Origin of the sequence: Rhizobium sp. YTUHZ045, from assembly GCF_051124255.1 — a bacterium.
Lineage (GTDB): Bacteria > Pseudomonadota > Alphaproteobacteria > Rhizobiales > Rhizobiaceae > Rhizobium.
Genome location: NZ_CP101433.1, coordinates 248,713 through 268,625, shown reverse-complemented (window position 1 = coordinate 268,625; position 19,913 = coordinate 248,713). Strand labels below are relative to the sequence as shown.

Genomic DNA, 19,913 nt, shown 5'->3' with positions numbered 1-19,913 from the left:
CCCTTACAACTGGCGAACGCGGCAGATTGTTCCCGGCGCCGAGGCGCTGGCGCCATCGTGGCAGCATCGGGCAGTCGCCTCCTTATTCAATCTGGGACGGCTCGCTGAGATCCGACTTCGATCTTGCGGAGATTGAAGAAATAGCGACGGGGATCATTATCGACGCACATCATACCGGCCACTTCGTGATCTCCCATCCTGCGGAAATAATCGGCGATAGGCTGCCTGTCGTAGACCATCGCAGCAGTGCTGACGTTGTCGAACGTCCGTAGCTTCAACGAGGCGGTCGTGCCCCGCGCCCGGAGTGCCTTCTGCAGATAGGAGAACCAGTTCCGGGCGATCCGAGTGCGGCCGAACGGCGCCGCCTTGATCGCCAGGCTGATTGGGATAATTCCGGGTTCGATCGCCACCAGCCGATCCGACCGCCACTGAAAGAGGAGGGCGTCCGCGCGCATGTCGGCGTGAAACCGCTTGCCGAACCAGCCGAGGTTCTCGAGAACGCCGTCGAGCGGGTGATCCGATGGTATGCCCGCACCTCGCCACAGGCCGAGCATCTCGGTCGGCAGGACCGGCGCCAGCGAAGAGAACCAGGCCGTCATTTCGTTCTGTCGCTTAGCGCTTTTCAGCGGCATCATGACCCCGGCTTCGTTGACAACAGGGCTTGCAGCGACACCGGCCTGAGGCCCTGCGCATCGACGCCGACATCGTACTGGCGGGGCAGGGGCTTGAGGCGGCCGTGGGAATGTCCGTGCAGATTGATCGACTTCTTCCCCATCTTCTTCCAGGTGCGGAAGGGGTAATGGCACAGGATCAGCAGATGATCGTCCAGCGTCATCTCACTGTAGTGCTGAACGCTTGCCCATCCCGTCGCCTCTGTCGTCGCCGGGGGATCATTATTCCCGATGATGAGGTGCTTCCGCCCGTTCAGCATCGAAAGGAGCTGGTCGCAGTCCCCACCGCGGAACGACATGAAGTCGCCGAGATGCCAGATATCGTCCTGCGGGCCAATGATTTCGTTCCAGTTCTGGATCAGGGTCACGTCGTGGGACGTCATGTCGGGAAAGGGGCGTCGGTCGATGCGAAGGACGCGGGGATCTGCAAAATGGGTATCGCCGGTAAAATAGATCATCTGACAGAGATGGCGCAGCCCGCCTGCTTGGGAAGCCGCCGTTTTTGCTAATGGCCAGGTGTGGGGATCGAATGTTTCACGTCGTCAAGGGACGGGCTGTGCACGATGCGATAGCGCGCTTCGACGAGGTTATAGATCCCGAAGGCCGCCAGTCCGATCGCCACGGCGATATAGAGGATGGCGCCGAAAGGAAGCCGTCTCACCCATTCGAGCGCGTCCGCCATGCTGCCTGCCTGCTCAGGGTCAACACGAAAACCTGCATAGGCGAAAAAGATTCCGGTGATCACAAAGACGATGCCGCGGGCGACGAGGCCGTAGACGCAGACCGAGGTCACCACGCCGCTGGCGTCGGCGAGCCTGAGATAGCGCTCGAATTTCCTGGTGATGCCCTTAACCGCCGTCACGACCCCGCCGATGATGAAGCCGAGACCGACGGCCATGGCAAGATAGGCGCCGAACGGCTGCGACATGATCCACTGGGCCAATCCCTTCTCACCCGAGCCTTCGCTTCCGCCGCCGCTGAAGAGTGCGTGCCCCAGCGCGTATCCGGCAAGCCCGAGATAGACGACGGCGCTGCCGAAGAAAACCGCGCGGATGGCGATGGCCTTAGTGTCGCGGCCATGGCCGTCGCTGTCGGCGAGCGACTGCGCCAGTCGCCAAGCGACGAAACCCAGAAGTCCGACGCCGATGAGCCCGACCCAGACGCGGCCGAAGGGCTGTTCGAGAAGCGTCGAAAGTGCCGATTTCGTTTCCGGCTTCCCCCCGGCAACGCCGGAGAAGAGAGCGAGGCCCGCCACGAGGAGGAACACGATACCGCGCGCCACATAGCCGCTCTTGGCAAGCAGGTCGAAACGAAATCCTTTGGGCATGATATTCTCCGCGCGTCTGTGTGGCTGTCAGCTCTAACGCGCCACCGCGCGGAAAGTTGTCCTCGAGGAAAGACCATGATCATTGAGGGAGTTGCCGATGCCGGTCCGTAGCGCCGGGCTTCTCATCTACCGCCTTTGCGAGAGGAAGCTGGAGGTCCTGCTCGTTCATCCCGGCGGTCCCTTCTGGGCAAAGAAGGACGAGGGCGCCTGGTCGATCCCGAAAGGATTGATCGAAGCCGGCGAAGACCAACTGTCGGCAGCGATCCGGGAGGCGCAGGAGGAACTTGGCGTCGAAATGAAGGGAAGCTTCGTCCCGCTCGGAGAATATCGCCAGCCTGGCGGAAAGGTGGTGGTCGTCTGGTCGGTGGAGGCGGACGTCACGCTTGATGTCGAGAAGTTACGGAGTTCGGAGTTTCAGATCGAATGGCCGCCGCGATCGGGTCGGATCCAAAGTTTTCCCGAGGTCGACCGCGCTGGGTGGTTTGCGATCGCAGAGGCTGAGATCAAGATTCTCAAGGGCCAGGCCGCAATGCTTGCCGATCTCCTAAAACAGCTCGGTCGAGACCAGTGAACGCGCTCAATCGCCTGAAGCACGCGAGGCCTTTAACCTCGATCGACTCCGGTGATCTCCGGAGTGAAAGCAATTACTTTTTCGCATATCCGGTTTTCGTCACCGCTGCTCGCGGCTAGCAGAAGCGCGGCGGCGGCTTCGCCCATCTGGCGCCGCGGCGAGATCGAGGTCGCAATCCTGACGGGGAGGGCACTGGCAACATCCAATCCGTTGAAGCCGGCGATCAGGATTTCGGCAGGGCTGGAAATGCCGAGTTCCAGGCATGCGAAGACGCCGCCCGTTGCCATGTCATCGTTGGAATAATAGATGCAATCGAGATCCCGGGTCGCGGCAAGCATGGACATCGACAGCCGCTTGCCGTGCGCCACTGAGGAATAGGCGGCGTTGAACCGCTCATCCATGAAGGAAAGGCCGCTCTCGCGCAGCACTTTCTCGAAGCCGGCCTTCCGCTTGCCTGCGCGCAGATCTCTGTCGATCGCGCTGCCGATATAACCGAACCGCCGGCGACCGGCCGCCAAAAGCGCTTTTGCCATCTCTTCCCCAGCCTTGCCGTGCGAGAGGCCAACGTTGAAATCGATCGGTGTGCCGTCGAGGTCCATCAGCTGGATGACGGGAATGGCTGCATTCTGCAGCATTTTGACCGTTTCCGCCGGCTGATCGAGGCCCGTCACGATAATGGCGGCAGGCCGCCAGGAGAGCATGTCGCGGATGATCTCCCGTTCCTTCGCCATGTCATAGTCGGAGATGCCGAACACCGCCTGCATGCCGGATCCCCGCAGCCCCGCGGAAATGCCCGCCAGCATTTCGGGAAAGACGATGTTGGACATGCTGGGAACGACGACGGCGACGAGATTGGTGCGCTGCGACGACAGTGAGAGCGCCAGCCGGTTGCCGACGTAATTTAGCCGCTCGGCCTGCTGAAGCACCTTTTCGCGGGTCTCCTTGGAGACGTCGGCGGCGCCGCGAAGAGCGCGCGACGCCGTCATCTTGCTGACGCCTGCCGCAGCGGCAACCTCTTCCAGTGTGGATTTTCGCATCGCACCGACCCCATCGTCGAACTGCCTCGCCAGCGGGCAACGTCAGACTCATAGGCTCTTTTCCAAAAAAGGAAAACACTCGCTACTTGACATGCACGGTAAAAATAGACGTTGTTACCGATACCGGTATCGATACCACCGATCAGAAACGGGAGAAGAAGCCATGCGGGAGGTTGGACCAGCTATGGTCATGGAGTCGGAATTGGCGGGCTGACGAGCAGGGCTTTGGAAGGTGACTTGACCCGCAGGTTGCAAACCTATCTGAATTCGATCGGGCATATGCCGATCGGGCCGGCTCCAGATCGCGTCGCGAGCCGAGCAGGGGTGACCCCAAGGACAATACGACGGGCAGCGCGATCTTGACCGATGACAGTGGCCGACGGGAGGAAGAGCCGAAATGCATGTGATGATTTTGGGCGCGGCCGGCATGGTCGGCCGCAAGCTGGTCGACAAGATCGCACGCGAGCCGCTGGTTTTTGACCGGCCCATCACCCGCCTGACGCTGGTGGACGCGTTTCAGCCGCCGGTGCCGGCATCGCTTCGGCCCGTCTCGACGGCACTGACGGTTGACCTTGCCTCTGCCGGTGCGGCCGACAGGCTGATCGAAAGCCGTCCGGATCTGATTTTTCACCTGGCCGCCATCGTGTCGGGTGAGGCCGAGGCAGATTTCGACAAGGGTTATGCCGTCAACCTTGACGGCACGCGCGCCCTGTTTGATGCGATCCGTCAGCTCGGCCTCAAGAGCGATTATGTACCGCGCGTCGTCTTTGCCTCCTCGATCGCCGTCTTCGGCACACCGTTCCCGGAGGTCATTCCGGACGAATTCTTCACGACGCCGCTGACGAGCTACGGCACCCAAAAGGCGATCGCCGAACTGCTGCTTGCCGATTATTCCCGCCGCGGCATCTTCGACGGCATCGGCATCCGGTTGCCGACCATCTGCGTGCGCCCCGGCGCACCCAACAAGGCGGCCTCCGGTTTCTTCTCCAACATTCTGCGCGAGCCGCTGGTCGGCAAGGAAGCCATATTGCCGGTCAGCGACAGCGTGCGGCACTGGTTTGCCAGTCCGCGCGCGGCCGTCGGCTTTTTCGTTCATGCCGCGACGATCGATACCGAAAAGATCGGCGCGCGGCGCAACCTCACAATGCCGGGCCTTTCCGCGCTGGTCTCCGAAGAGATCGACGCTCTGCGCCGGGTGGCCGGCGACAAGGCGGTCGCCCTCATCAAACGCGTGCCCGATCCCGTGATTGAACGCATCGTCGCCGGTTGGCCGACTCAGTTCGATGCGACCAGAGCCTCTTCGCTCGGCTTTACGGCGGAAACGAGCTTCGACGAAATTCTGCAGGTGCATATCGAGGATGAACTCGGCGGGAGGATTGCGTGAGCATATCGGCGGGAGGAGAAGCAAAGATCGCGCTTGTCACCGGCGGCGGCACCGGTGTCGGGCGTGCCATATCAAGGGGACTCGGCGCTGCCGGCTACAGGGTCGTGATTTCAGGGCGACGGGCCGATGTGCTTGAGAAGGCGGCGAGCGATCTTGGCAGCGAAACGGGGGCCGAGTTTTTCGCAGTTCCTGCCGATGTCGGCGATCCCGCTTCGGTGTGGGCTCTGTTCGACGCGATCTCGCAGAGATACGGACGGCTCGACCTCCTGGTCAACAATGCCGGGGTCACTGTGCCGGGAGTGCCGCTCGAGGAGGTTTCCTTCGAGCAGTGGAGCGCCATCGTCGCCGCCAATCTCACCGGTGCCTTCCTCTGCACCCAGCAGGCCTTCCGGCTGATGAAGAGCCAGACCCCGCGCGGCGGCCGCATCATCAACAACGGCTCGGTCTCGGCCACAACGCCCCGCCCGAATTCCGCGCCTTACACCGCGACGAAGCACGCCATTACGGGCCTGACCAAATCCACCGCGCTTGACGGGCGCGAATTCGACATCGCCTGCGGCCAGATCGATATCGGCAATGCCGCCAGCGACATGACGACGAGAATTGCGGCCGGCGTGCTGCAGGCCAACGGCAGCATTGCCGCGGAGGCGACGATCGACCCGGCCCATATTGCCGACGCGGTCGTCTACATGGCCGGCCTGCCGCTCAGCGCCAACGTGCTGACCATGACTGTCATGGCGACAAAAATGCCCTTTGTCGGGCGAGGGTGAGAAGGCCTGCAGCTGCGGCCGAAGCGACCTATATGCAGTTGTGCAGTGCTCATGATCTGGGAGGAGGGAGTATGGCAAACGTTCAATTCGCGGATGTCCGGAAATCATTCGGCGCGCATCCCGTCATCAAGGGGGTGGACATCGATATCGCCGACGGCGAATTCGTCATCCTCGTCGGCCCCTCCGGCTGCGGCAAGTCCACGCTTCTGCGGATGCTGGCAGGGCTCGAGAATATTTCCGGCGGCGAGATCAGGATCGGCGGGCGCGTCGTCAACACGCTGCCGCCGAAGGACCGCGACATTGCCATGGTGTTCCAGAATTATGCGCTCTACCCGCATATGACGGTGGAGCAGAACATGGGCTTCTCGCTCATGCTCAACAAATCGCCGAAGGCAGAAGCGGAAAAGCGGGTGAAATATGCCGCCGGGATCCTCGGCCTCGACAAGCTGCTCGACCGTTATCCGCGCCAGCTTTCCGGCGGCCAGCGCCAGCGCGTCGCCATGGGCCGGGCGATCGTGCGCAATCCGGAAGTCTTCCTGTTCGACGAGCCGCTGTCCAACCTCGATGCGAAACTGCGCGTCGCCATGCGCGCCGAGATCAAGGAACTGCACCAGCGCCTTAAAACGACGACCGTCTACGTCACGCATGATCAGATCGAGGCGATGACGATGGCCGACAAAATCGTCGTCATGCATGACGGCATCGTCGAGCAGATCGGCAGCCCGCTCGAGCTTTACGACCGTCCCGCCAATCTCTTCGTCGGCGGCTTCATCGGCTCGCCAGCAATGAACATGATCCACGGCAGGCTCGATCCGGAGAACCCCAGCCAGTTCGTCGCTGCCAACGGCACGCGGCTGCCGGTCTCCAATCCGCCGGCAAGCGCTATCGGCCGTGACCTCGTCTACGGGCTGCGCCCAGAATATATCTCGCTCGATGCGAACGGCCTGCCGGCCGAGATCGTGGTAATCGAGCCGACCGGCTACGAGACGCATCTGACCGTCCGCCTCGGCGGCAGCGATGTCAGCTGCGTCTTCCGCGAGCGCGTCGATGCCCGTCCGGGTGAAGCCATCCGCGTGGCGATCGACGCCAAACATGTGCATCTCTTCGACGCCGAAGGCGGCATGAGATTGACCGACTGACGCCATCCGGCGGGATAAGGGGAGAGGAGGAGTCTTCCGTTCCGCCGGAGCGCAAGCATTCGAGGGGTGAGCCCCACGGGAGCGCAAACCTCCCAGGGGAGCTTACGCCTCCGGGATGCCAGGCCGCCGTTCACCAAGCGGGAGGTGAATGCCGGAGAATTGCTCCCGCTGTTTCAATGAGGAGGAATCTCATGACGATCAAGAGACGTGAATTTCTTGCTGCATCGGCAGCCGTTGCCGGTGTCGCCGGCCTTGGCATCAAGCCGTCCTTTGCGCAGGCCGAACCGACCTACACGCCGGAAAGCGGCGCCAGCCTGCGGCTGCTGCGCTGGACGCCTTTCGTGAAGGGCGATGAGGATGCCTGGCTCGCCAATACCAAGAAGTTCACCGAGGCGACAGGCGTAGAAGTGCGCATCGACAAGGAGAGCTGGGAGGACATCCGTCCGAAGGCAGCGGTCGCGGCCAATGTCGGCTCCGGTCCGGATCTCATTATGTGCTGGTTCGACGACGCGCACCAATATCCCGACAAGCTGGTCGATCTCACCGAACTCGGCAACTATCTCGGCAACAAATACGAGGGCTGGTATGACGGCCTGAAGGGTTACGCCACCCGCGACGACAAGTTCATCGCCATGCCGCTGACAACAATCGGCAATGCCGTCGTCTATCGCGACAGCCATGTGAAGGCGGCCGGCTTCAACGAATTCCCGAACGATACCGCAGGCTTCCTCGAGCTTTGCAAGGCGATGAAGGCAAAGGGCACGCCCGCCGGCTTCCCGCACGGCAAGGCGGTCGGCGACGGCAACAACTACGCCCATTGGCTGCTCTGGAGCCATGGCGGCAAAATGGTCGACGAAAGCGGCACCGTGACGATCAACAGCCCGGAAACGCTCGCCTCTATCAACTACGCCAAGGAGCTCTACGCGACCTTCATTCCCGGCACGGAAAGCTGGCTGGATGTCAACAACAACCGTGCCTTCCTCGCCGGCCAGGTATCGCTGATCGCCAACGGCGTCTCGGTCTATTACACGGCCAAGAACGACCCGAAACTCGCCGAGATCGCCAAGGACATCCGCACGACGAACTTTCCGATCGGGCCGGTTGGCAAGAGCGTCGAGCTTTTCCAGACGAGCTCGCTGCTGCTCTTCAAGCACAGCAAATATCCGGAAGCGGCAAAGGCCTACATCAAGTTCATGATGGAAGCCGATCAGATGAATGCCTGGATTCAGGGCTCCAGCGCTTATTGCTGCCAGCCCCTCAAGGCCTTCGCCAATAATCCGGTCTGGACTGCCGATCCGGTTCACGCGCCCTATGCGCGCGCCTCGGAAAAGCTGCGCCCGAACGGTTATGCCGGGCCGCTCGGCTACGCCTCGGCGGCGACCATGGCCGACTACGTGCTGGTCGACATGTATGCCGCCGCCGTCACCGGCCAGAAGTCGCCCGAGGACGCGATGAAGGAAGCCGAACGCCGGGCAAACCGCTACTACCGCGTCTGATCCGGAGCCGGGACCTGCGGCATGCCTGATGTCCGGCATGCCGCGAGCCTCTGAAGCGCGTCACATCAGGTTTGATCCATGCGCCGCGCTTTAGTTCCTTGTTTTTATGCATGTCGTTGTCCCGGAACCGCTGCACACTTCCGGGCGACATGCATCAGGACTGAATGCAATCTGGAGACAAGCAATGTCGACCTTGGACTCAGGGGATAAGCGCGGCCCCTCGCTAATGCAGAACAACAACGTGCTCGGCTTCCTCTTTATGCTGCCGGCCGCCGTGTTCCTCGTCTGCTTTCTCACTTATCCCTTGGGGCTCGGCGTCTGGCTTGGTTTTACCGACACGCGGATCGGCCGGGACGGCATTTTCATCGGCCTGGAGAACTATGAATTCCTGGCCGATGACGCGGTTTTCTGGCTGTCAGTCTTCAACACCATCCTTTATACGGTCATCGCCTCGGCTCTGAAATTCGCTCTCGGCCTCTGGCTGGCGCTGCTCCTGAACCAGCACCTTCCGTTCAAATCCTTCTTCCGGGCGATCGTGCTCCTGCCCTGGGTAGTGCCGACGGTGCTTTCGGCGCTGGCCTTCTGGTGGATCTACGATTCCCAATTCTCGATCATATCGTGGTCGCTGATGAAGCTCGGGCTGATCAGCGCGCCGATCAACTTCCTCGGCGATCCCACGAATGCCCGCATCTCGGTCATCGTCGCCAATGTCTGGCGCGGCATTCCCTTCGTAGCTATTTCGCTGCTCGCGGGCCTGCAGACGATTCCGGCCTCGCTGCAGGAGGCGGCCTCGCTCGATGGCGCGACGAGCTGGCAGCGCTTCCGCTATGTGACGCTGCCGATGCTGACGCCGATCATCGCCGTCGTCATGACCTTTTCGGTGCTCTTCACCTTCACGGATTTCCAGCTGATCTACGTGCTGACCAAGGGCGGGCCTGTCAACGCCACACATCTGATGGCCACACTCTCTTTCCAGCGCGGCATTCCGGGTGGCCAGCTCGGCGAGGGTGCTGCCATCGCCGTCGCCATGATACCCTTCCTGCTCGGCGCCATCATGTTCAGTTTCTTCGGTCTGCAACGCCGCAAATGGCAGCAGGGCGGACAAGATTAAGGAGCGAACCATGTCGACCAATCTCAAAACGGCCGATGAGGTCCTGACCGACAATGCCGAGGGCATGAGCTACCTGAACCGCCTGCCGCGGCGCGTGGTGATGCTCTACCTGCCGATGGCCGTCTTCGTCTTCGTGCTGCTCTTTCCCTTCTACTGGATGGCGATCACCGCGGTGAAGCCGAACGAGCAGCTGACGGATTACAACAACTACAGCCCCTTCTGGGTGGTCGGCCCGACGCTTGACCACATCAAATACCTATTTCTCGAGACATCTTATCCCGGCTGGCTGTGGAATACGATGCTGGTGGCTGTGGGGTCGACGGCGCTGTCGCTCGTCGCCTCGGTGTTCGGCGCCTACGCGATCGAGCGCGTGCGCTTCACCGGCTCCAGGCAGATCGGCCTCGTCATCTTTCTCGCCTATCTGATTCCGCCGTCGATCCTCTTCATCCCGCTCGCCTTCATCGTCTTCAAGCTCGGGATCTACGACTCGCGTCTGGCGCTGATCTTCACCTATCCGACTTTCCTCATTCCCTTCTGCACCTGGCTACTGATGGGCTATTTCCGCTCGATCCCCTTCGAACTCGAGGAAAGCGCGCTGGTGGACGGCGCCAACCGCTGGCAGATCCTCGTCAAGATCATCCTGCCGCTTGCCGTGCCCGGCCTGATCTCGGCCGGCATCTTCGCCTTCACGCTCTCCTGGAACGAATTCATCTACGCACTGACATTCATCCAGTCCTCGGAGAACAAGACCATTCCGGTTGGCGTCCTGACCGAACTGGTGCGGGGCGACGTTTTCGAATGGGGATCGCTGATGGCGGGCGCCCTGTTCGGCTCACTGCCAGTCGTCATCCTCTATTCGTTCTTCGTCGACTACTACGTGTCCTCGATGACGGGTGCGGTGAAGGAGTAGCAACGATCGTTTCGGCGGCGGGTGGTGAGGATTTCATCCCCGCCGGCCGAAAAGATGCCGATCGGCTCGTCAACCGCTACCGGACGAACTGCCTCACGAAATCGGCGCCGAGGCCGACCTTCTGATAATGGGCGGCGCACATGTCGATCTTGGTGAAGACATCCTCGAAGCCGGTGTGATCGCCTTTTTCGTCGACATAATACATGCAGCCAGAAATGTTGAAGAAGGTGATCATCTCCTCGACGTCGTCGGGCACGGTCAGCGTATGGGTTTCGCCGGGCGGCTCGAAGACATAGGCTCCTTCGGTGGCCATCCAATCATGTTCGAGGTAGCGCCAGCGGCCCTTGATGACATAGCCGTGAACGGGTGCCGGATGGCGATGGCGGCTGAGGATACCGGCGCGGCGCACCCGCAGGAGATTGCACCATGCGCCCTGCAGCGTGTTCAGCATCAGCGGGCGGAACCAGACATCGGGGGCTTGGGGAACCCAGAGCCGTTCATCTTCGGGAACCGCCGCGACGACGATCTCGGGCGGCGACATAGGGTGGACAGATTGATAGGCCACGGAACCTCTCTCCTTTCAAGCTGCGGCATAACCGCCGTCGACCGGCAGGATAACGCCGGTCATGAAGCCGGCCGCTTCCGAGCACAGGAAGACGATCGGGCCGGCGACGTCTTCCGGCTTGCCCCAGCGGCGCATCGGCGTGCGCTGCAGGATAGGCTCTGCTCGGCTCGGGTCTTCGTAGAGGGGACGGGTCAGCTCGGTGGCGATCCAGCCGGGGGCCACCGCGTTGACCCTGATATTGTCCGCCGCCCAGGCAACGGCCAAAGATTTGGTGAGCTGCGCCACGCCGCCCTTGCTGGCGGTGTAGGCCGGCACGGCCGGTCCGCCGAAGAATGACAGCATGGAAGCGGTATTGACGATAGCGCCGCCTTTTCGAGCCAGCAGCGGCTTTGCTGCGACACAAACCCGCATCGTGCCCGAGAGATTGACGTCGATGACCTCCGAGAAGGTGGCGGAATCGAACTCCGCGCCGCCGCGCCGAATGAGCCCGGCGCAATTGACGACTGCATCGAGCCTGTCGAAAGAACCGACCAGCCTCTCCACGGAGGCCTGGTCGCGCACATCGAGCACGACGCCGGCAAGACACTCTCTCTTCGGCATGGCGTCGATTTCGGCGGCATCGATCCCCGTCGCCGTCACACGAAAACCTGCGTCACGAAGCGCCAGGGCGGCGGAAAGCCCGATACCGCGGCCGCCACCTGTCACCAGTGCATGTTTCATACGCCAACCTCTTTGCTCGGGAATGCCAGAACGTCGCCTCTCACGGTTATAGGCGCTGCGGCCTCGAACGAAGAAGCGCACCATCGACCCTGTCGCTGTGACCTGTGGTATCGACCGTCTGCACCTTCGCCTGGAATGCGGATGCGTTCGCTCGCGGACGCAACGAATGCGCCATGCAAGCCCATCTTCAGCACGAAGAGTGGTCTGCCAAGCTTCGGGTAAAAATTCACGTTAGCATTCGTGTCGTCAAGGGCCGGTCAGGCGGTCGCATTCTCCAGAGTAGCGAAGATGACATTACAAAGCGAGTGATCGAATGGGCGATCGCGCGAGTACGCTCGAGCGGAACGCATCTTGCCGTCGAAGGCTCTTTTCGAACCATACGCGCCCGCTTAACATCAGAAGACGCAGAAAGCCGACATCACGAGCGAGGCAGGATACGCTGACAATGTCCCCGATGCTCCGGTATTGCGTAAATTGGATAGCACCGCCACCAGACTGAGAGTTGCCTAGGTGCATGTAGGCCTTGTCACGCCAGCATACGTGCGAGCATATGTCTAATATGGTCCTGCGCCCCGTGGAAAACTGCGGCAATAATGAACCTGCGACTATGCTCTACGGGTAAGAACCAGACCGCCGCCTTGTCCCCCCGAAGAAACCGGATTCCCGGCCAAATGTCGGGGCGCAATGTCCCGATATAAGGCGTATCGACCAGACGGTCGATTCCGACACGCAATTTACGAATTCGTTCAGCGGTACGCGCCAAAGCCTGGTCAGGCGAGTCTTCGAGTTCGACATAGGAGTCGAGAAAATCAACTCAAAATCGCGTTCGACATCCTCGGGATATTCAACGGTCCACACGAACAGCCCGCCGCTTCCGGTCGATCATTGTCTCGATGCGGCTTTCCATATCCGTCGTGGAAGTCATCGGGCCGTTCAAACGCCGCTGGAGCAACTCGCGAAGGGCTGCCGTTTCGGCGGTCTCGCTTTCCGTCCTTTGGCGGAGAAGCTCCAGGCCCTGCTGAAGAACGGAACTCATGCTGGAATCCCGGTTAGCGAGATCGACGATTTGACACTCATCGGTTTTATCTCCATCGAGCCGAGTTTGCTACTCAGTTGCACATTTGTCGATCTACCGAAAGCCTTCATCTATCGTCATGGCAGGCCCGCTATTGGTAGTGTTTGCTGCCAACGCCGCACTTTTCCAGAGAAACGAGTTCATCTGCTTTACGGCCACTGGCAAATGGCCATTGTGGCCAAGAAGAGGGCTCCGCACCGACCGATACGATCAGCTCTTTACAACTAACATGTCAGTCTGCTACACCTGACTCATTAGCTGGGAGGAACAAGGTTGACATCAAGATTCGGGCTCTCCGTCGCTCTCGCCACGCCGTTCGACAGTGATGGCAATATTGCGATCGAGGCGATGATCGCGCAAGCGCGGCGGTGCCTTGCCGCCGGGTGCTCCAGCGTGACGCTGTTCGGGACGACAGGTGAGGGATCTTCCATCGGGAATGGCGAACGGGAACGCATAGTGGCCGCCTTTCTCGATGCCGGCATTGCGCCCGGCAACATCATCGTCGGCGTGCTCGTCGATGCCGCAGAGGATGCGGCGATGCAGGCCGGTCAGGCCCTGTCCAATGGCGCCCGCAACATCCTTCTTGCCCCGCCGTCCTATTTCAAGAACGTGAGTGACGACGGCGTCTTCCAGTGGTTTTCCGCCGTATTCTCCCTGCTGGGCGACACGGCGCGGGATATCATCGTCTATAATCTTCCTTCGGTCACCATGGTGCCGCTGAGCGTGTCGCTGATCGGCCGGCTGCGGACCGCCTTTCCCCATATCGTCACGGGCGTCAAGGATTCCTCCGGCGACTGGCCCTACACCGAAGCGCTTCTCAAAGCGCATCGTGATCTCATCATCCTGGTCGGCGACGAGCGGCACCTCGCAAGGGCCGTGCGGCTCGGCGGCCAGGGCGCCATATCGGGCATGGCGAATTTTGTGCCTGGCGAACTCAAGCCGATGGCCGAAGAGGGCAGGGACGATAACCGCGTCGCCGATTTCGTCGTCGAATTGCTGAAACATCCGGTCATTCCGGCCGTGAAGACGATGGTGGCGTGCACGACGTTGGAGGACATCTGGGTTGCGGTTCGTCCGCCGCTCCTCCCATTATCCGCCGAAGCGCAGGAACAGCTTGCGATTGCTTTTGACCGTCTTTTCCAATCGAAGGCGGCATAGTTAGCCATGTTTGGGGGGGAGGCGATGGACGAAATGGAGGAGCAGCCGACGCTACGGGAAAAGGCCTATGCAAGTTTCACGCGCCACCTGCTTGCCCGTGACGTGCGTCCCGGCCAATTCGTGTCGCAGCGCCGTCTGGTCGAGCTGACCGGGCTGACGCTTGGCGCCATCCGAGAGCTCATCCCGAGGCTTGAAGCGGAGGGGCTGATCAAGACCGTGCCGCAGCGGGGTTTGCAGATCGCTCACATCGATCTCAACCTTATCCGCGAGGCGTTCCAGCTGCGTGTATTCCTAGAGAAGGAAGCTGTGGCGCTCTTCACACAGACAGCGTCGGACGAAACGATCGCCGGGCTGTTGAAGCAGCATCGGGATATCGCCGACGCCATCCGAAACGGCAACGTGTCGCATGAGTTGGAACTGCACGCACAGGCCGTCGATTGGGGCATGCATGATGCCTTTATCGACGCGCTTGGCAACACCATCATTTCGAACGCCTACCGCGTGAACTCGATCAAGATGCGCCTGATCAGCCAGGACCGCTTTCGCATCGACGGCCATGTCGGACCCGTCATGGGCGAGCACCTGAAAGTGCTCGAGGCGATCGAACGACGATCGGCCGAAGACGCCGTCAACAGCCTTGTCGCACACATCAATCATGCAAGGGACCGTGCGCTCAGGATATAATCGAGAATAAACCGCCGGGGGTGAGGAGATCACCGGCAAAAGAGGAGGATAGACATGCCATCATTCTTCAACCCGACGCGGCGCGGATTTCTGGCGGGCACCGCCGCTCTTGGCGCCAGCAGCATGTTCGGCATGCGGCCGGCAGCCGCTGCGGTCGACTGGAAGCGCTTCGCCGGCACCACGCTCGAAGTCAACCTGGTCAAGAGCCCGCGCAGCGAAATCCTGACCAAGTACCTGTCCGAGTTCGAGGAGCTCACCGGCATCAAGGTCAATGCCGAAGCAACGCCCGAACAGCAGCAGCGACAGAAGACGACCATTGAGCTGAGCTCCGGCAAGCCGAGCTTCGACGTTGTGCACCTGAGCTATCACGTGCAGAAACGGCAATTCGAGAAAGGCGGCTGGCTTGCCGATATCAGCGGCTTTCTCAAGGACGCCTCGCTGACTGATCCCTCGCTGGTGGAAAGCGATTTCGCCGAAGCAGGCCTCGCCTTCGCCAAGGACGCCAACGGCGTTCTGCGGTCGCTGCCTTTCTCGGTCGATTACTGGATCATCTACTGGAACAAGGCGCTGTTCGAGAAGAAGGGGCTTGCCTACCCCACGAGCTTCGAAGAACTGGCAAGTGCCGCAGAGGCGCTCACCGATGCCTCCGCCAACACCTACGGCTTCGTCGCCCGCGGCCTCAAGAATGCCAATACGCCGGTCTGGACGACGTTGCTGCTCGGCTATGGTTCGAGCCCGCTCGGCCCGGACGGCAAGCTGCGCACGACATCGCAGGAAGCGATCGAGGCGGCCAAGCTTTACCAGAGACTGATGACCAAGACCGCGCCTCCCGGCGTTTCCGGCTTCAACTGGGCCGAGGCGCAGTCGGCCTTCTTGCAAGGCAAGATCGGCATGTGGCTTGATGGCGTCGGTTTCGCCCCACCGATCGAGAATCCGGAAAAGTCGCGCGTCGTTGGCCAGGTCGGTTACGGCGTCATGCCGAAAGGACCGAAGGCGCAGGCCGCGGGCACCTTCGGCGACGGCCTCGGTGTCGTCGCGGCAAGCCAGAAGAAGGAAGCAGCCTATCTGTTCTGCCAGTGGGCGATTTCGCACGACATGGGTGCACGCCTGCTGCAGGCCGGCGCCGGCGTTCCGTTCCGCCAGTCCGTCCTTGCGGATGCGAAGGTCCGCGAAGGCGTCAAGATGCCCGGCTCATGGCTGGATGCCGTTGCCGGCTCCGGCAAGATTTCCCAGCTCGCCCTGCCGGTCATCATTCCGGTCACCGAGTTCCGTGACATCTATGGCGTCGGCCTCACCAACATGATCGGCGGCGCCGATCCGGAAACCGAACTGAAGAAGGCGACGGCCCAGTTCGAACCGGTCCTGGCGAAAAGCGAGGGATAATGGCCTCGGCAGGCATCGAAACGGCCGCTATGGCCAAGGCGTCGAAAGGTGGGAGCAAACCGGACCGGTTTGCTCCCAACTACTGGCCCTTCGTCATCCCGGCGCTCATCGTCATCTCGGGCGTCATCGTCTTTCCGTGGGTGTTCACGGTGTGGATGAGCGTCAACAGCTGGACGCTCGGCCAGTCGCAGGTCTTTGCGGGGCTGGACAATTATATCAGACTCGCCACCGACATGCGGTTCTGGGAGTCGCTGTGGCATACGGTGCTCTATACGGCGCTCTCCGTGCTGCTTCCCCTTTTTCTGGGGACGCTCGCCGCACTGATCTTCGATGCCAGGTTCCCGCTGCGCGGCCTCATTCGAGGCATATTCGTGATGCCGATGATGGCGACCCCCGTCGCCATCGCGCTGGTCTGGACGATGATGTTCCACCCGCAGCTCGGCGTGCTCAATTATCTCCTCTCCTTCATCGGCATCGGCCCGCAGGAGTGGATCTACAATCAGGCGAGCGTCATTCCCTCGCTGGTCCTTGTCGAAAGCTGGCAGTGGACGCCGCTCGTCATGCTGATCGTGCTCGGCGGCCTGGCGGCGGTTCCGCGCGAACCTTATGAGAGCGCCGAGATCGACGGCGCCAATGTCTGGCAAAAATTCCGCTATCTGACTCTGCCGATGATCGCGCCCTTCCTGATGATTGCGGTGATCATCCGCAGCATCGATGCCGTGAAGAGCTTCGACATCATCTATGCCATGACCCAGGGCGGCCCCGGCACCGCCTCGGAAACGATCAACATCTATCTCTACAACACCGCCTTCGCCTATTACGACATCGGCTACGGCTCGGCCATGGCGGTCGTCTTCTTCATCCTCATCGTGCTGCTCTCCTTCGTCCTCATGATGATCCGGCAGCGCGTGAACTGGTCTGACGGGGAGGCACGCTGATGAAGCGCAAGACGCTCGATCGCATCGGACTGCTGTTCGTTGCGCTGGTGATGATCTCGCCGGTCGTCCTGTTTTTCCTCTGGATGATCTCGCTGTCGCTGAAATATGAAATCGACAACGGCGCCTATCCGCCGATCTTCATCCCGGAGCGTTTCGCCTGGTCGAACTATGTGAAGGTCTTCGAGGAGAATAATTTCTTCCTCTATCTCTGGAATTCGCTGCTGGTGACCGGCAGCGCCACGCTGCTGGCGCTCTTGATCGGCGTGCCGGCCGGCTATGGCATCGCGCGTCTGAAGGCGGAGAAATCGGCGATGGTCATCATGATCGCGCGCATGACGCCGGGCCTGTCCTTCCTCATTCCGCTCTTCCTCTTGTTCCAGTGGCTGAACCTGCTCGGCACGCTGATGCCCCAGATCATCATCCATCTCGTCGTCACCGTGCCGATCGTGGTATGGATCATGATCGGCTATTTCGAGACGACGCCGATGGAGCTGGAGGAGGCTGCAAGCATCGACGGCGCGACACCCTGGCAGGTTTTCCGTCTGGTCGCCCTGCCGATTGCGAGGCCCGGCATCGTCGTAGCCTTCATCCTGTCGGTGATCTTTTCCTGGAACAATTTCGTGTTCGGCATCGTGCTCGCCAGTCGCGAGACGCGCACGCTGCCGGTCGCCGTCTACAACATGCTGTCTTTCGAACAGGTCAGCTGGGGACCGCTCGCGGCCGCCGCATTGATCGTCACCTTGCCGGTCCTGATCTTGACGGTGTTTGCGCAACGGCAGATCGTGGCGGGCCTGACGGCGGGCGCCGTCAAGTGAGCAGGTGAGACAGAGATTTTGACGGCTTCTTCCGCCTTCGAGCCGCCTCCCGGTCCTGCGCGCCGCGTGCTCTGCGTCGGCGCGGCGGTGCTCGACACCTTGTTCCGCGTGCGCTCGCTGCCCACCGGCCAGGGCAAGATCCTGCCCTATGAAATGCTGCAGATCGCCGAAGGCATGGCGTCGAGCGCGGCATTCGCCGTCGCTCGGCTTGGCGGCCATGCCAGCCTCTGGGGCGCGGTCGGCGACGATGCCACGGGCGAACGCATTATTTCCGATCTCGCGGATAGCGGCATAGACACGAGCGGCATGACGGTTGTGCGGGGCGCCCGCTCGGCCGTCTCGACGATCCTCATCGATGATGAAGGCGAGCGCCTGATCGTGCCCTTCTACGATGCGCGGCTGCACGTTACGGTCAAACCGGTCACCGAGCAGGATGTCTCCTCCTTCGATGCGGTTCTCGTTGACGTGCGATGGCCAAAGCTTGCGCTGGCGACGCTATTGGCGGCGAGGGGGGCGGCCAAGCCGGCCATCCTCGACGGCGACGTTGCGGGCGAGGGCGTCATCGAAATGCTGGCGCCGGCGGCGAGCCACATCGTCTTCTCACAGCCGGCTGCCGAGCGGCTTGCCGGGACGGCGGATCTCGTCGAGACCGTCGGCCTGCTGAAGCGGAAATTCGAACATGCCTTCATCAGCGTCACGGCTGGCGAAAACGGCTCCCTGTGGTTCGACGATGCAAGCGGCGACATCCGTCACCTCGCCGCGCCGAAAGTAAGGGCCATCGACACGCTTGCGGCCGGCGACATCTTCCACGGCGCTTTCGCGCTGGCCATCGCAGAAGGCCTGCCGATCGAAGAGACCATGCGATTGTCGTCCATGGCGGCGGCTCTCAAATGCCAGGTGTTCGGCGGCCGCATCGGTGCACCCACGCGAGCCGAAGCGTGCGATGCTCTACGGGATTGGAACGTCCGCGTTTCCCAGAAGGCGAGCGATATCAAGTTCAGATGAGGCCGGACATCGTATCCTCGCCGACCGCGAGTTGCGCCTCCGCGGTACGAGGGCTGGGCCTTGCCAAATTTTGCTATGCCGTCGGTCTTGGTCGCCTAGAGCGGATCATTGCTTATCGGAATCGGTTCTGGATTCCCAAATCAGCAGATTTGTGATTCATGATGGATGCTGGAATGGAGGCCAGCATCCATGACGCGACCCTATTCGAATGATCTTCGCGAGCGAGTCGTTGCAGCGGTTGTGGACGGTCAGAGCTGCCGGGTGGTGGCGGAGCGGTTCGACATAGCTGTCTCATCCGTGGTGAAGTGGTCACAGCGTTATCGGGCCACCGGCAGTGTGTCACCGGGCAAGATGGGCGGCCATCGCCGACGTGTGCTGGAGCCGCACCGCGCCTTCATCGTCGAGCAGATCGAGCAGACATCGCATCTGACGCTACATCGGCTGAAGGATGAGTTGGCCGCCCGCGGCGTGAGCGTCTCCCACAATGCCATCTGGCAGTTCATGCGCCGCGAGGGCTTGAGCTTTAAAAAAAACGCTGTTCGCCCTTGAGCAGGGCCGCGCCGACATTGCCCGGCGCAGAGCCCGCTGGAAAGCCTGGCAAGACCGCTTCGATCCGAAGCGGCTCGTCTTTATCGACGAGACCTGGATCCGCACCAACATGGCGCCGTTACGCGGGTGGGGGCCGAGGGGCAAAAGATTGCGCGGCTTTGCCCCGCATGGCCGCTGGCGCACCCTGACCTTCCTCGGCGCCCTACGCTGCGACAAGCTCACTGCGCCCTGCGTCTTTGACGGTCCCATCAATGGCGAATGCTTTCACGCCTATGTCCGCCAGCAGTTGATCCCGACCCTCAAACCTGGCGACATCGTCATCCTCGATAATCTCGGCTCTCACAAAGCCAAAGCCATCCGCGACGCCATCAGGGCCGTCGGCGCCAGGCTCTGGTTCCTGCCAAAATATTCCCCCGACCTTAATCCGATCGAACAAGCCTTCGCCAAGATCAAGCACTGGATGCGCCAAGCCCAAAAGCGAACCATCGAGGAAACCTGGCGCCATCTGGGCTTACTCGCCGACACCATCAAGCCAGAGGAATGCGCCAACTACTTCTCAAATGCGGGCTATGCTTCCGTCAAAACATGAAAGGCTCTAGGCGCCG

General features: G+C 61.3%; 20 protein-coding genes and 2 pseudogenes. 14 read left to right on the top strand and 8 right to left on the bottom strand.

What is annotated here, in order from left to right:
- Positions 1–86 precede the first annotated feature (86 nt).
- Genes NMA58_RS23400 through NMA58_RS23390 form a run of 3 tightly spaced genes read right to left on the bottom strand, consistent with a single transcriptional unit; the run spans position 87 to position 1,998 of the window.
- Positions 87–632, bottom strand: coding sequence for a GXWXG domain-containing protein (locus NMA58_RS23400; protein ID WP_434714351.1), 546 nt, complete (start codon positions 630–632; stop codon positions 87–89).
- A complete protein-coding gene (locus NMA58_RS23395) occupies positions 632–1,129 on the bottom strand; it encodes a metallophosphoesterase family protein (RefSeq protein ID WP_085781379.1) in 498 nt (165 codons plus the stop codon). Before NMA58_RS23395 ends, NMA58_RS23400 begins: the two co-directional genes overlap by 1 nt.
- Positions 1,130–1,176: 47 nt before the next feature.
- The gene (locus NMA58_RS23390; RefSeq protein WP_183705603.1) at positions 1,177–1,998 is read right to left on the bottom strand and encodes a DUF1206 domain-containing protein; all 822 of its coding nucleotides are present in this window, start codon (positions 1,996–1,998) and stop codon (positions 1,177–1,179) included.
- 97 nt (positions 1,999–2,095) lie between these two features.
- Between NMA58_RS23390 and NMA58_RS23385 the strand changes: the two genes are divergently transcribed.
- Complete coding sequence (locus NMA58_RS23385; protein WP_434714102.1) at positions 2,096–2,569, top strand: NUDIX domain-containing protein; 474 nt, start codon at positions 2,096–2,098, stop codon at positions 2,567–2,569.
- Positions 2,570–2,601: 32 nt separating this feature from the next.
- Here the strand turns inward: NMA58_RS23385 and NMA58_RS23380 are convergent, their stop codons facing one another.
- Positions 2,602–3,606 (bottom strand): LacI family DNA-binding transcriptional regulator, encoded by a 1,005-nt coding sequence (locus tag NMA58_RS23380; protein WP_434714100.1) that lies wholly within the window; start codon positions 3,604–3,606, stop codon positions 2,602–2,604.
- Positions 3,607–4,003: 397 nt separating this feature from the next.
- Between NMA58_RS23380 and denD the strand changes: the two genes are divergently transcribed.
- The 6 genes from denD (at position 4,004) to NMA58_RS23350 (ending at position 10,416) form a co-directional block, all read left to right on the top strand.
- Positions 4,004–4,990 (top strand): D-erythronate dehydrogenase, encoded by a 987-nt coding sequence (gene denD / locus NMA58_RS23375; RefSeq protein ID WP_434714099.1) that lies wholly within the window; start codon positions 4,004–4,006, stop codon positions 4,988–4,990.
- A complete protein-coding gene (locus tag NMA58_RS23370) occupies positions 4,987–5,760 on the top strand; it encodes an SDR family oxidoreductase (protein WP_434714097.1) in 774 nt (257 codons plus the stop codon). Before denD ends, NMA58_RS23370 begins: the two co-directional genes overlap by 4 nt.
- A 71-nt stretch (positions 5,761–5,831) precedes the next feature.
- Positions 5,832–6,899 (top strand): ABC transporter ATP-binding protein, encoded by a 1,068-nt coding sequence (locus NMA58_RS23365; RefSeq protein ID WP_085781385.1) that lies wholly within the window; start codon positions 5,832–5,834, stop codon positions 6,897–6,899.
- 191 nt (positions 6,900–7,090) lie between these two features.
- Complete coding sequence (locus NMA58_RS23360) at positions 7,091–8,395, top strand: ABC transporter substrate-binding protein (protein ID WP_085781386.1); 1,305 nt, start codon at positions 7,091–7,093, stop codon at positions 8,393–8,395.
- 184 nt (positions 8,396–8,579) lie between these two features.
- Positions 8,580–9,506 (top strand): carbohydrate ABC transporter permease, encoded by a 927-nt coding sequence (locus tag NMA58_RS23355; RefSeq protein WP_097600112.1) that lies wholly within the window; start codon positions 8,580–8,582, stop codon positions 9,504–9,506.
- 10 nt (positions 9,507–9,516) lie between these two features.
- Positions 9,517–10,416: a carbohydrate ABC transporter permease gene (locus NMA58_RS23350; RefSeq protein ID WP_040112047.1), complete on the top strand. Its 900-nt coding sequence runs from the start codon at positions 9,517–9,519 to the stop codon at positions 10,414–10,416.
- 76 nt (positions 10,417–10,492) lie between these two features.
- On the opposite strand, the gene NMA58_RS23345 is transcribed toward NMA58_RS23350, so the two are convergent.
- From NMA58_RS23345 to NMA58_RS23330, 4 genes and pseudogenes are all read right to left on the bottom strand, one after another.
- Positions 10,493–10,957 (bottom strand): 2,4'-dihydroxyacetophenone dioxygenase family protein, encoded by a 465-nt coding sequence (locus NMA58_RS23345; RefSeq protein WP_434714349.1) that lies wholly within the window; start codon positions 10,955–10,957, stop codon positions 10,493–10,495.
- Between the two features lie 39 nt (positions 10,958–10,996).
- Positions 10,997–11,701, bottom strand: a complete 705-nt coding sequence (locus NMA58_RS23340; protein WP_434714095.1) for an SDR family NAD(P)-dependent oxidoreductase — start codon at positions 11,699–11,701, stop codon at positions 10,997–10,999.
- Between the two features lie 526 nt (positions 11,702–12,227).
- A pseudogene (locus tag NMA58_RS23335) lies at positions 12,228–12,565 on the bottom strand (type II toxin-antitoxin system RelE/ParE family toxin).
- Positions 12,546–12,743, bottom strand: a pseudogene (locus NMA58_RS23330) (type II toxin-antitoxin system ParD family antitoxin); the annotation flags it as partial. The pseudogenes NMA58_RS23330 and NMA58_RS23335, both read right to left, overlap by 20 nt.
- A 306-nt stretch (positions 12,744–13,049) precedes the next feature.
- Between NMA58_RS23330 and NMA58_RS23325 the strand changes: the two are divergent.
- From NMA58_RS23325 to NMA58_RS23295, 7 genes are all read left to right on the top strand, one after another.
- The gene (locus NMA58_RS23325; RefSeq protein WP_097600109.1) at positions 13,050–13,934 is read left to right on the top strand and encodes a dihydrodipicolinate synthase family protein; all 885 of its coding nucleotides are present in this window, start codon (positions 13,050–13,052) and stop codon (positions 13,932–13,934) included.
- 6 nt (positions 13,935–13,940) lie between these two features.
- Entirely contained in the window at positions 13,941–14,618 is a 678-nt protein-coding gene (locus NMA58_RS23320) for a GntR family transcriptional regulator (protein ID WP_434714094.1), read from the top strand.
- 54 nt (positions 14,619–14,672) lie between these two features.
- Complete coding sequence (locus tag NMA58_RS23315) at positions 14,673–16,001, top strand: ABC transporter substrate-binding protein (protein WP_183705614.1); 1,329 nt, start codon at positions 14,673–14,675, stop codon at positions 15,999–16,001.
- On the top strand, positions 16,001–16,939 hold the full coding sequence (locus NMA58_RS23310) for a carbohydrate ABC transporter permease (protein ID WP_085781402.1): 939 nt from the start codon (positions 16,001–16,003) through the stop codon (positions 16,937–16,939). Before NMA58_RS23315 ends, NMA58_RS23310 begins: the two co-directional genes overlap by 1 nt.
- A complete protein-coding gene (locus tag NMA58_RS23305) occupies positions 16,939–17,754 on the top strand; it encodes a carbohydrate ABC transporter permease (protein WP_085781403.1) in 816 nt (271 codons plus the stop codon). The genes NMA58_RS23310 and NMA58_RS23305 overlap by 1 nt, the downstream gene beginning before the upstream one ends.
- An 18-nt stretch (positions 17,755–17,772) precedes the next feature.
- Complete coding sequence (locus NMA58_RS23300) at positions 17,773–18,759, top strand: sugar kinase (RefSeq protein ID WP_434714092.1); 987 nt, start codon at positions 17,773–17,775, stop codon at positions 18,757–18,759.
- 189 nt (positions 18,760–18,948) lie between these two features.
- Positions 18,949–19,897 (top strand): IS630-like element ISRel6 family transposase gene (locus NMA58_RS23295; RefSeq protein WP_434710177.1). Its coding sequence is split into 2 segments (ribosomal slippage): positions 18,949–19,284 and positions 19,286–19,897, totalling 948 coding nucleotides; the frame shifts between segments, so codons are not numbered across the junction.
- Positions 19,898–19,913: the final 16 nt, after the last annotated feature.

Bases quoted from the DNA above. Each gene is read 5' to 3' on its own strand.
- NMA58_RS23380 (WP_434714100.1), bottom strand. From the start codon at position 3,606: ATGCGAAAATCCACACTGGAAGAGGTTGCCGCTGCGGCAGGCGTCAGC.
- NMA58_RS23320 (WP_434714094.1), top strand. From the start codon at position 13,941: ATGTTTGGGGGGGAGGCGATGGACGAAATGGAGGAGCAGCCGACGCTA.
- NMA58_RS23350 (WP_040112047.1), top strand. From the start codon at position 9,517: ATGTCGACCAATCTCAAAACGGCCGATGAGGTCCTGACCGACAATGCC.
- NMA58_RS23345 (WP_434714349.1), bottom strand. From the start codon at position 10,957: ATGTCGCCGCCCGAGATCGTCGTCGCGGCGGTTCCCGAAGATGAACGG.
- NMA58_RS23385 (WP_434714102.1), top strand. From the start codon at position 2,096: ATGCCGGTCCGTAGCGCCGGGCTTCTCATCTACCGCCTTTGCGAGAGG.
- denD (WP_434714099.1), top strand. From the start codon at position 4,004: ATGCATGTGATGATTTTGGGCGCGGCCGGCATGGTCGGCCGCAAGCTG.
- NMA58_RS23340 (WP_434714095.1), bottom strand. From the start codon at position 11,701: ATGAAACATGCACTGGTGACAGGTGGCGGCCGCGGTATCGGGCTTTCC.
- NMA58_RS23355 (WP_097600112.1), top strand. From the start codon at position 8,580: ATGTCGACCTTGGACTCAGGGGATAAGCGCGGCCCCTCGCTAATGCAG.
- NMA58_RS23365 (WP_085781385.1), top strand. From the start codon at position 5,832: ATGGCAAACGTTCAATTCGCGGATGTCCGGAAATCATTCGGCGCGCAT.
- NMA58_RS23305 (WP_085781403.1), top strand. From the start codon at position 16,939: ATGAAGCGCAAGACGCTCGATCGCATCGGACTGCTGTTCGTTGCGCTG.
- NMA58_RS23390 (WP_183705603.1), bottom strand. From the start codon at position 1,998: ATGCCCAAAGGATTTCGTTTCGACCTGCTTGCCAAGAGCGGCTATGTG.
- NMA58_RS23315 (WP_183705614.1), top strand. From the start codon at position 14,673: ATGCCATCATTCTTCAACCCGACGCGGCGCGGATTTCTGGCGGGCACC.
- NMA58_RS23310 (WP_085781402.1), top strand. From the start codon at position 16,001: ATGGCCTCGGCAGGCATCGAAACGGCCGCTATGGCCAAGGCGTCGAAA.
- NMA58_RS23360 (WP_085781386.1), top strand. From the start codon at position 7,091: ATGACGATCAAGAGACGTGAATTTCTTGCTGCATCGGCAGCCGTTGCC.
- NMA58_RS23400 (WP_434714351.1), bottom strand. From the start codon at position 632: ATGCCGCTGAAAAGCGCTAAGCGACAGAACGAAATGACGGCCTGGTTC.
- NMA58_RS23395 (WP_085781379.1), bottom strand. From the start codon at position 1,129: ATGATCTATTTTACCGGCGATACCCATTTTGCAGATCCCCGCGTCCTT.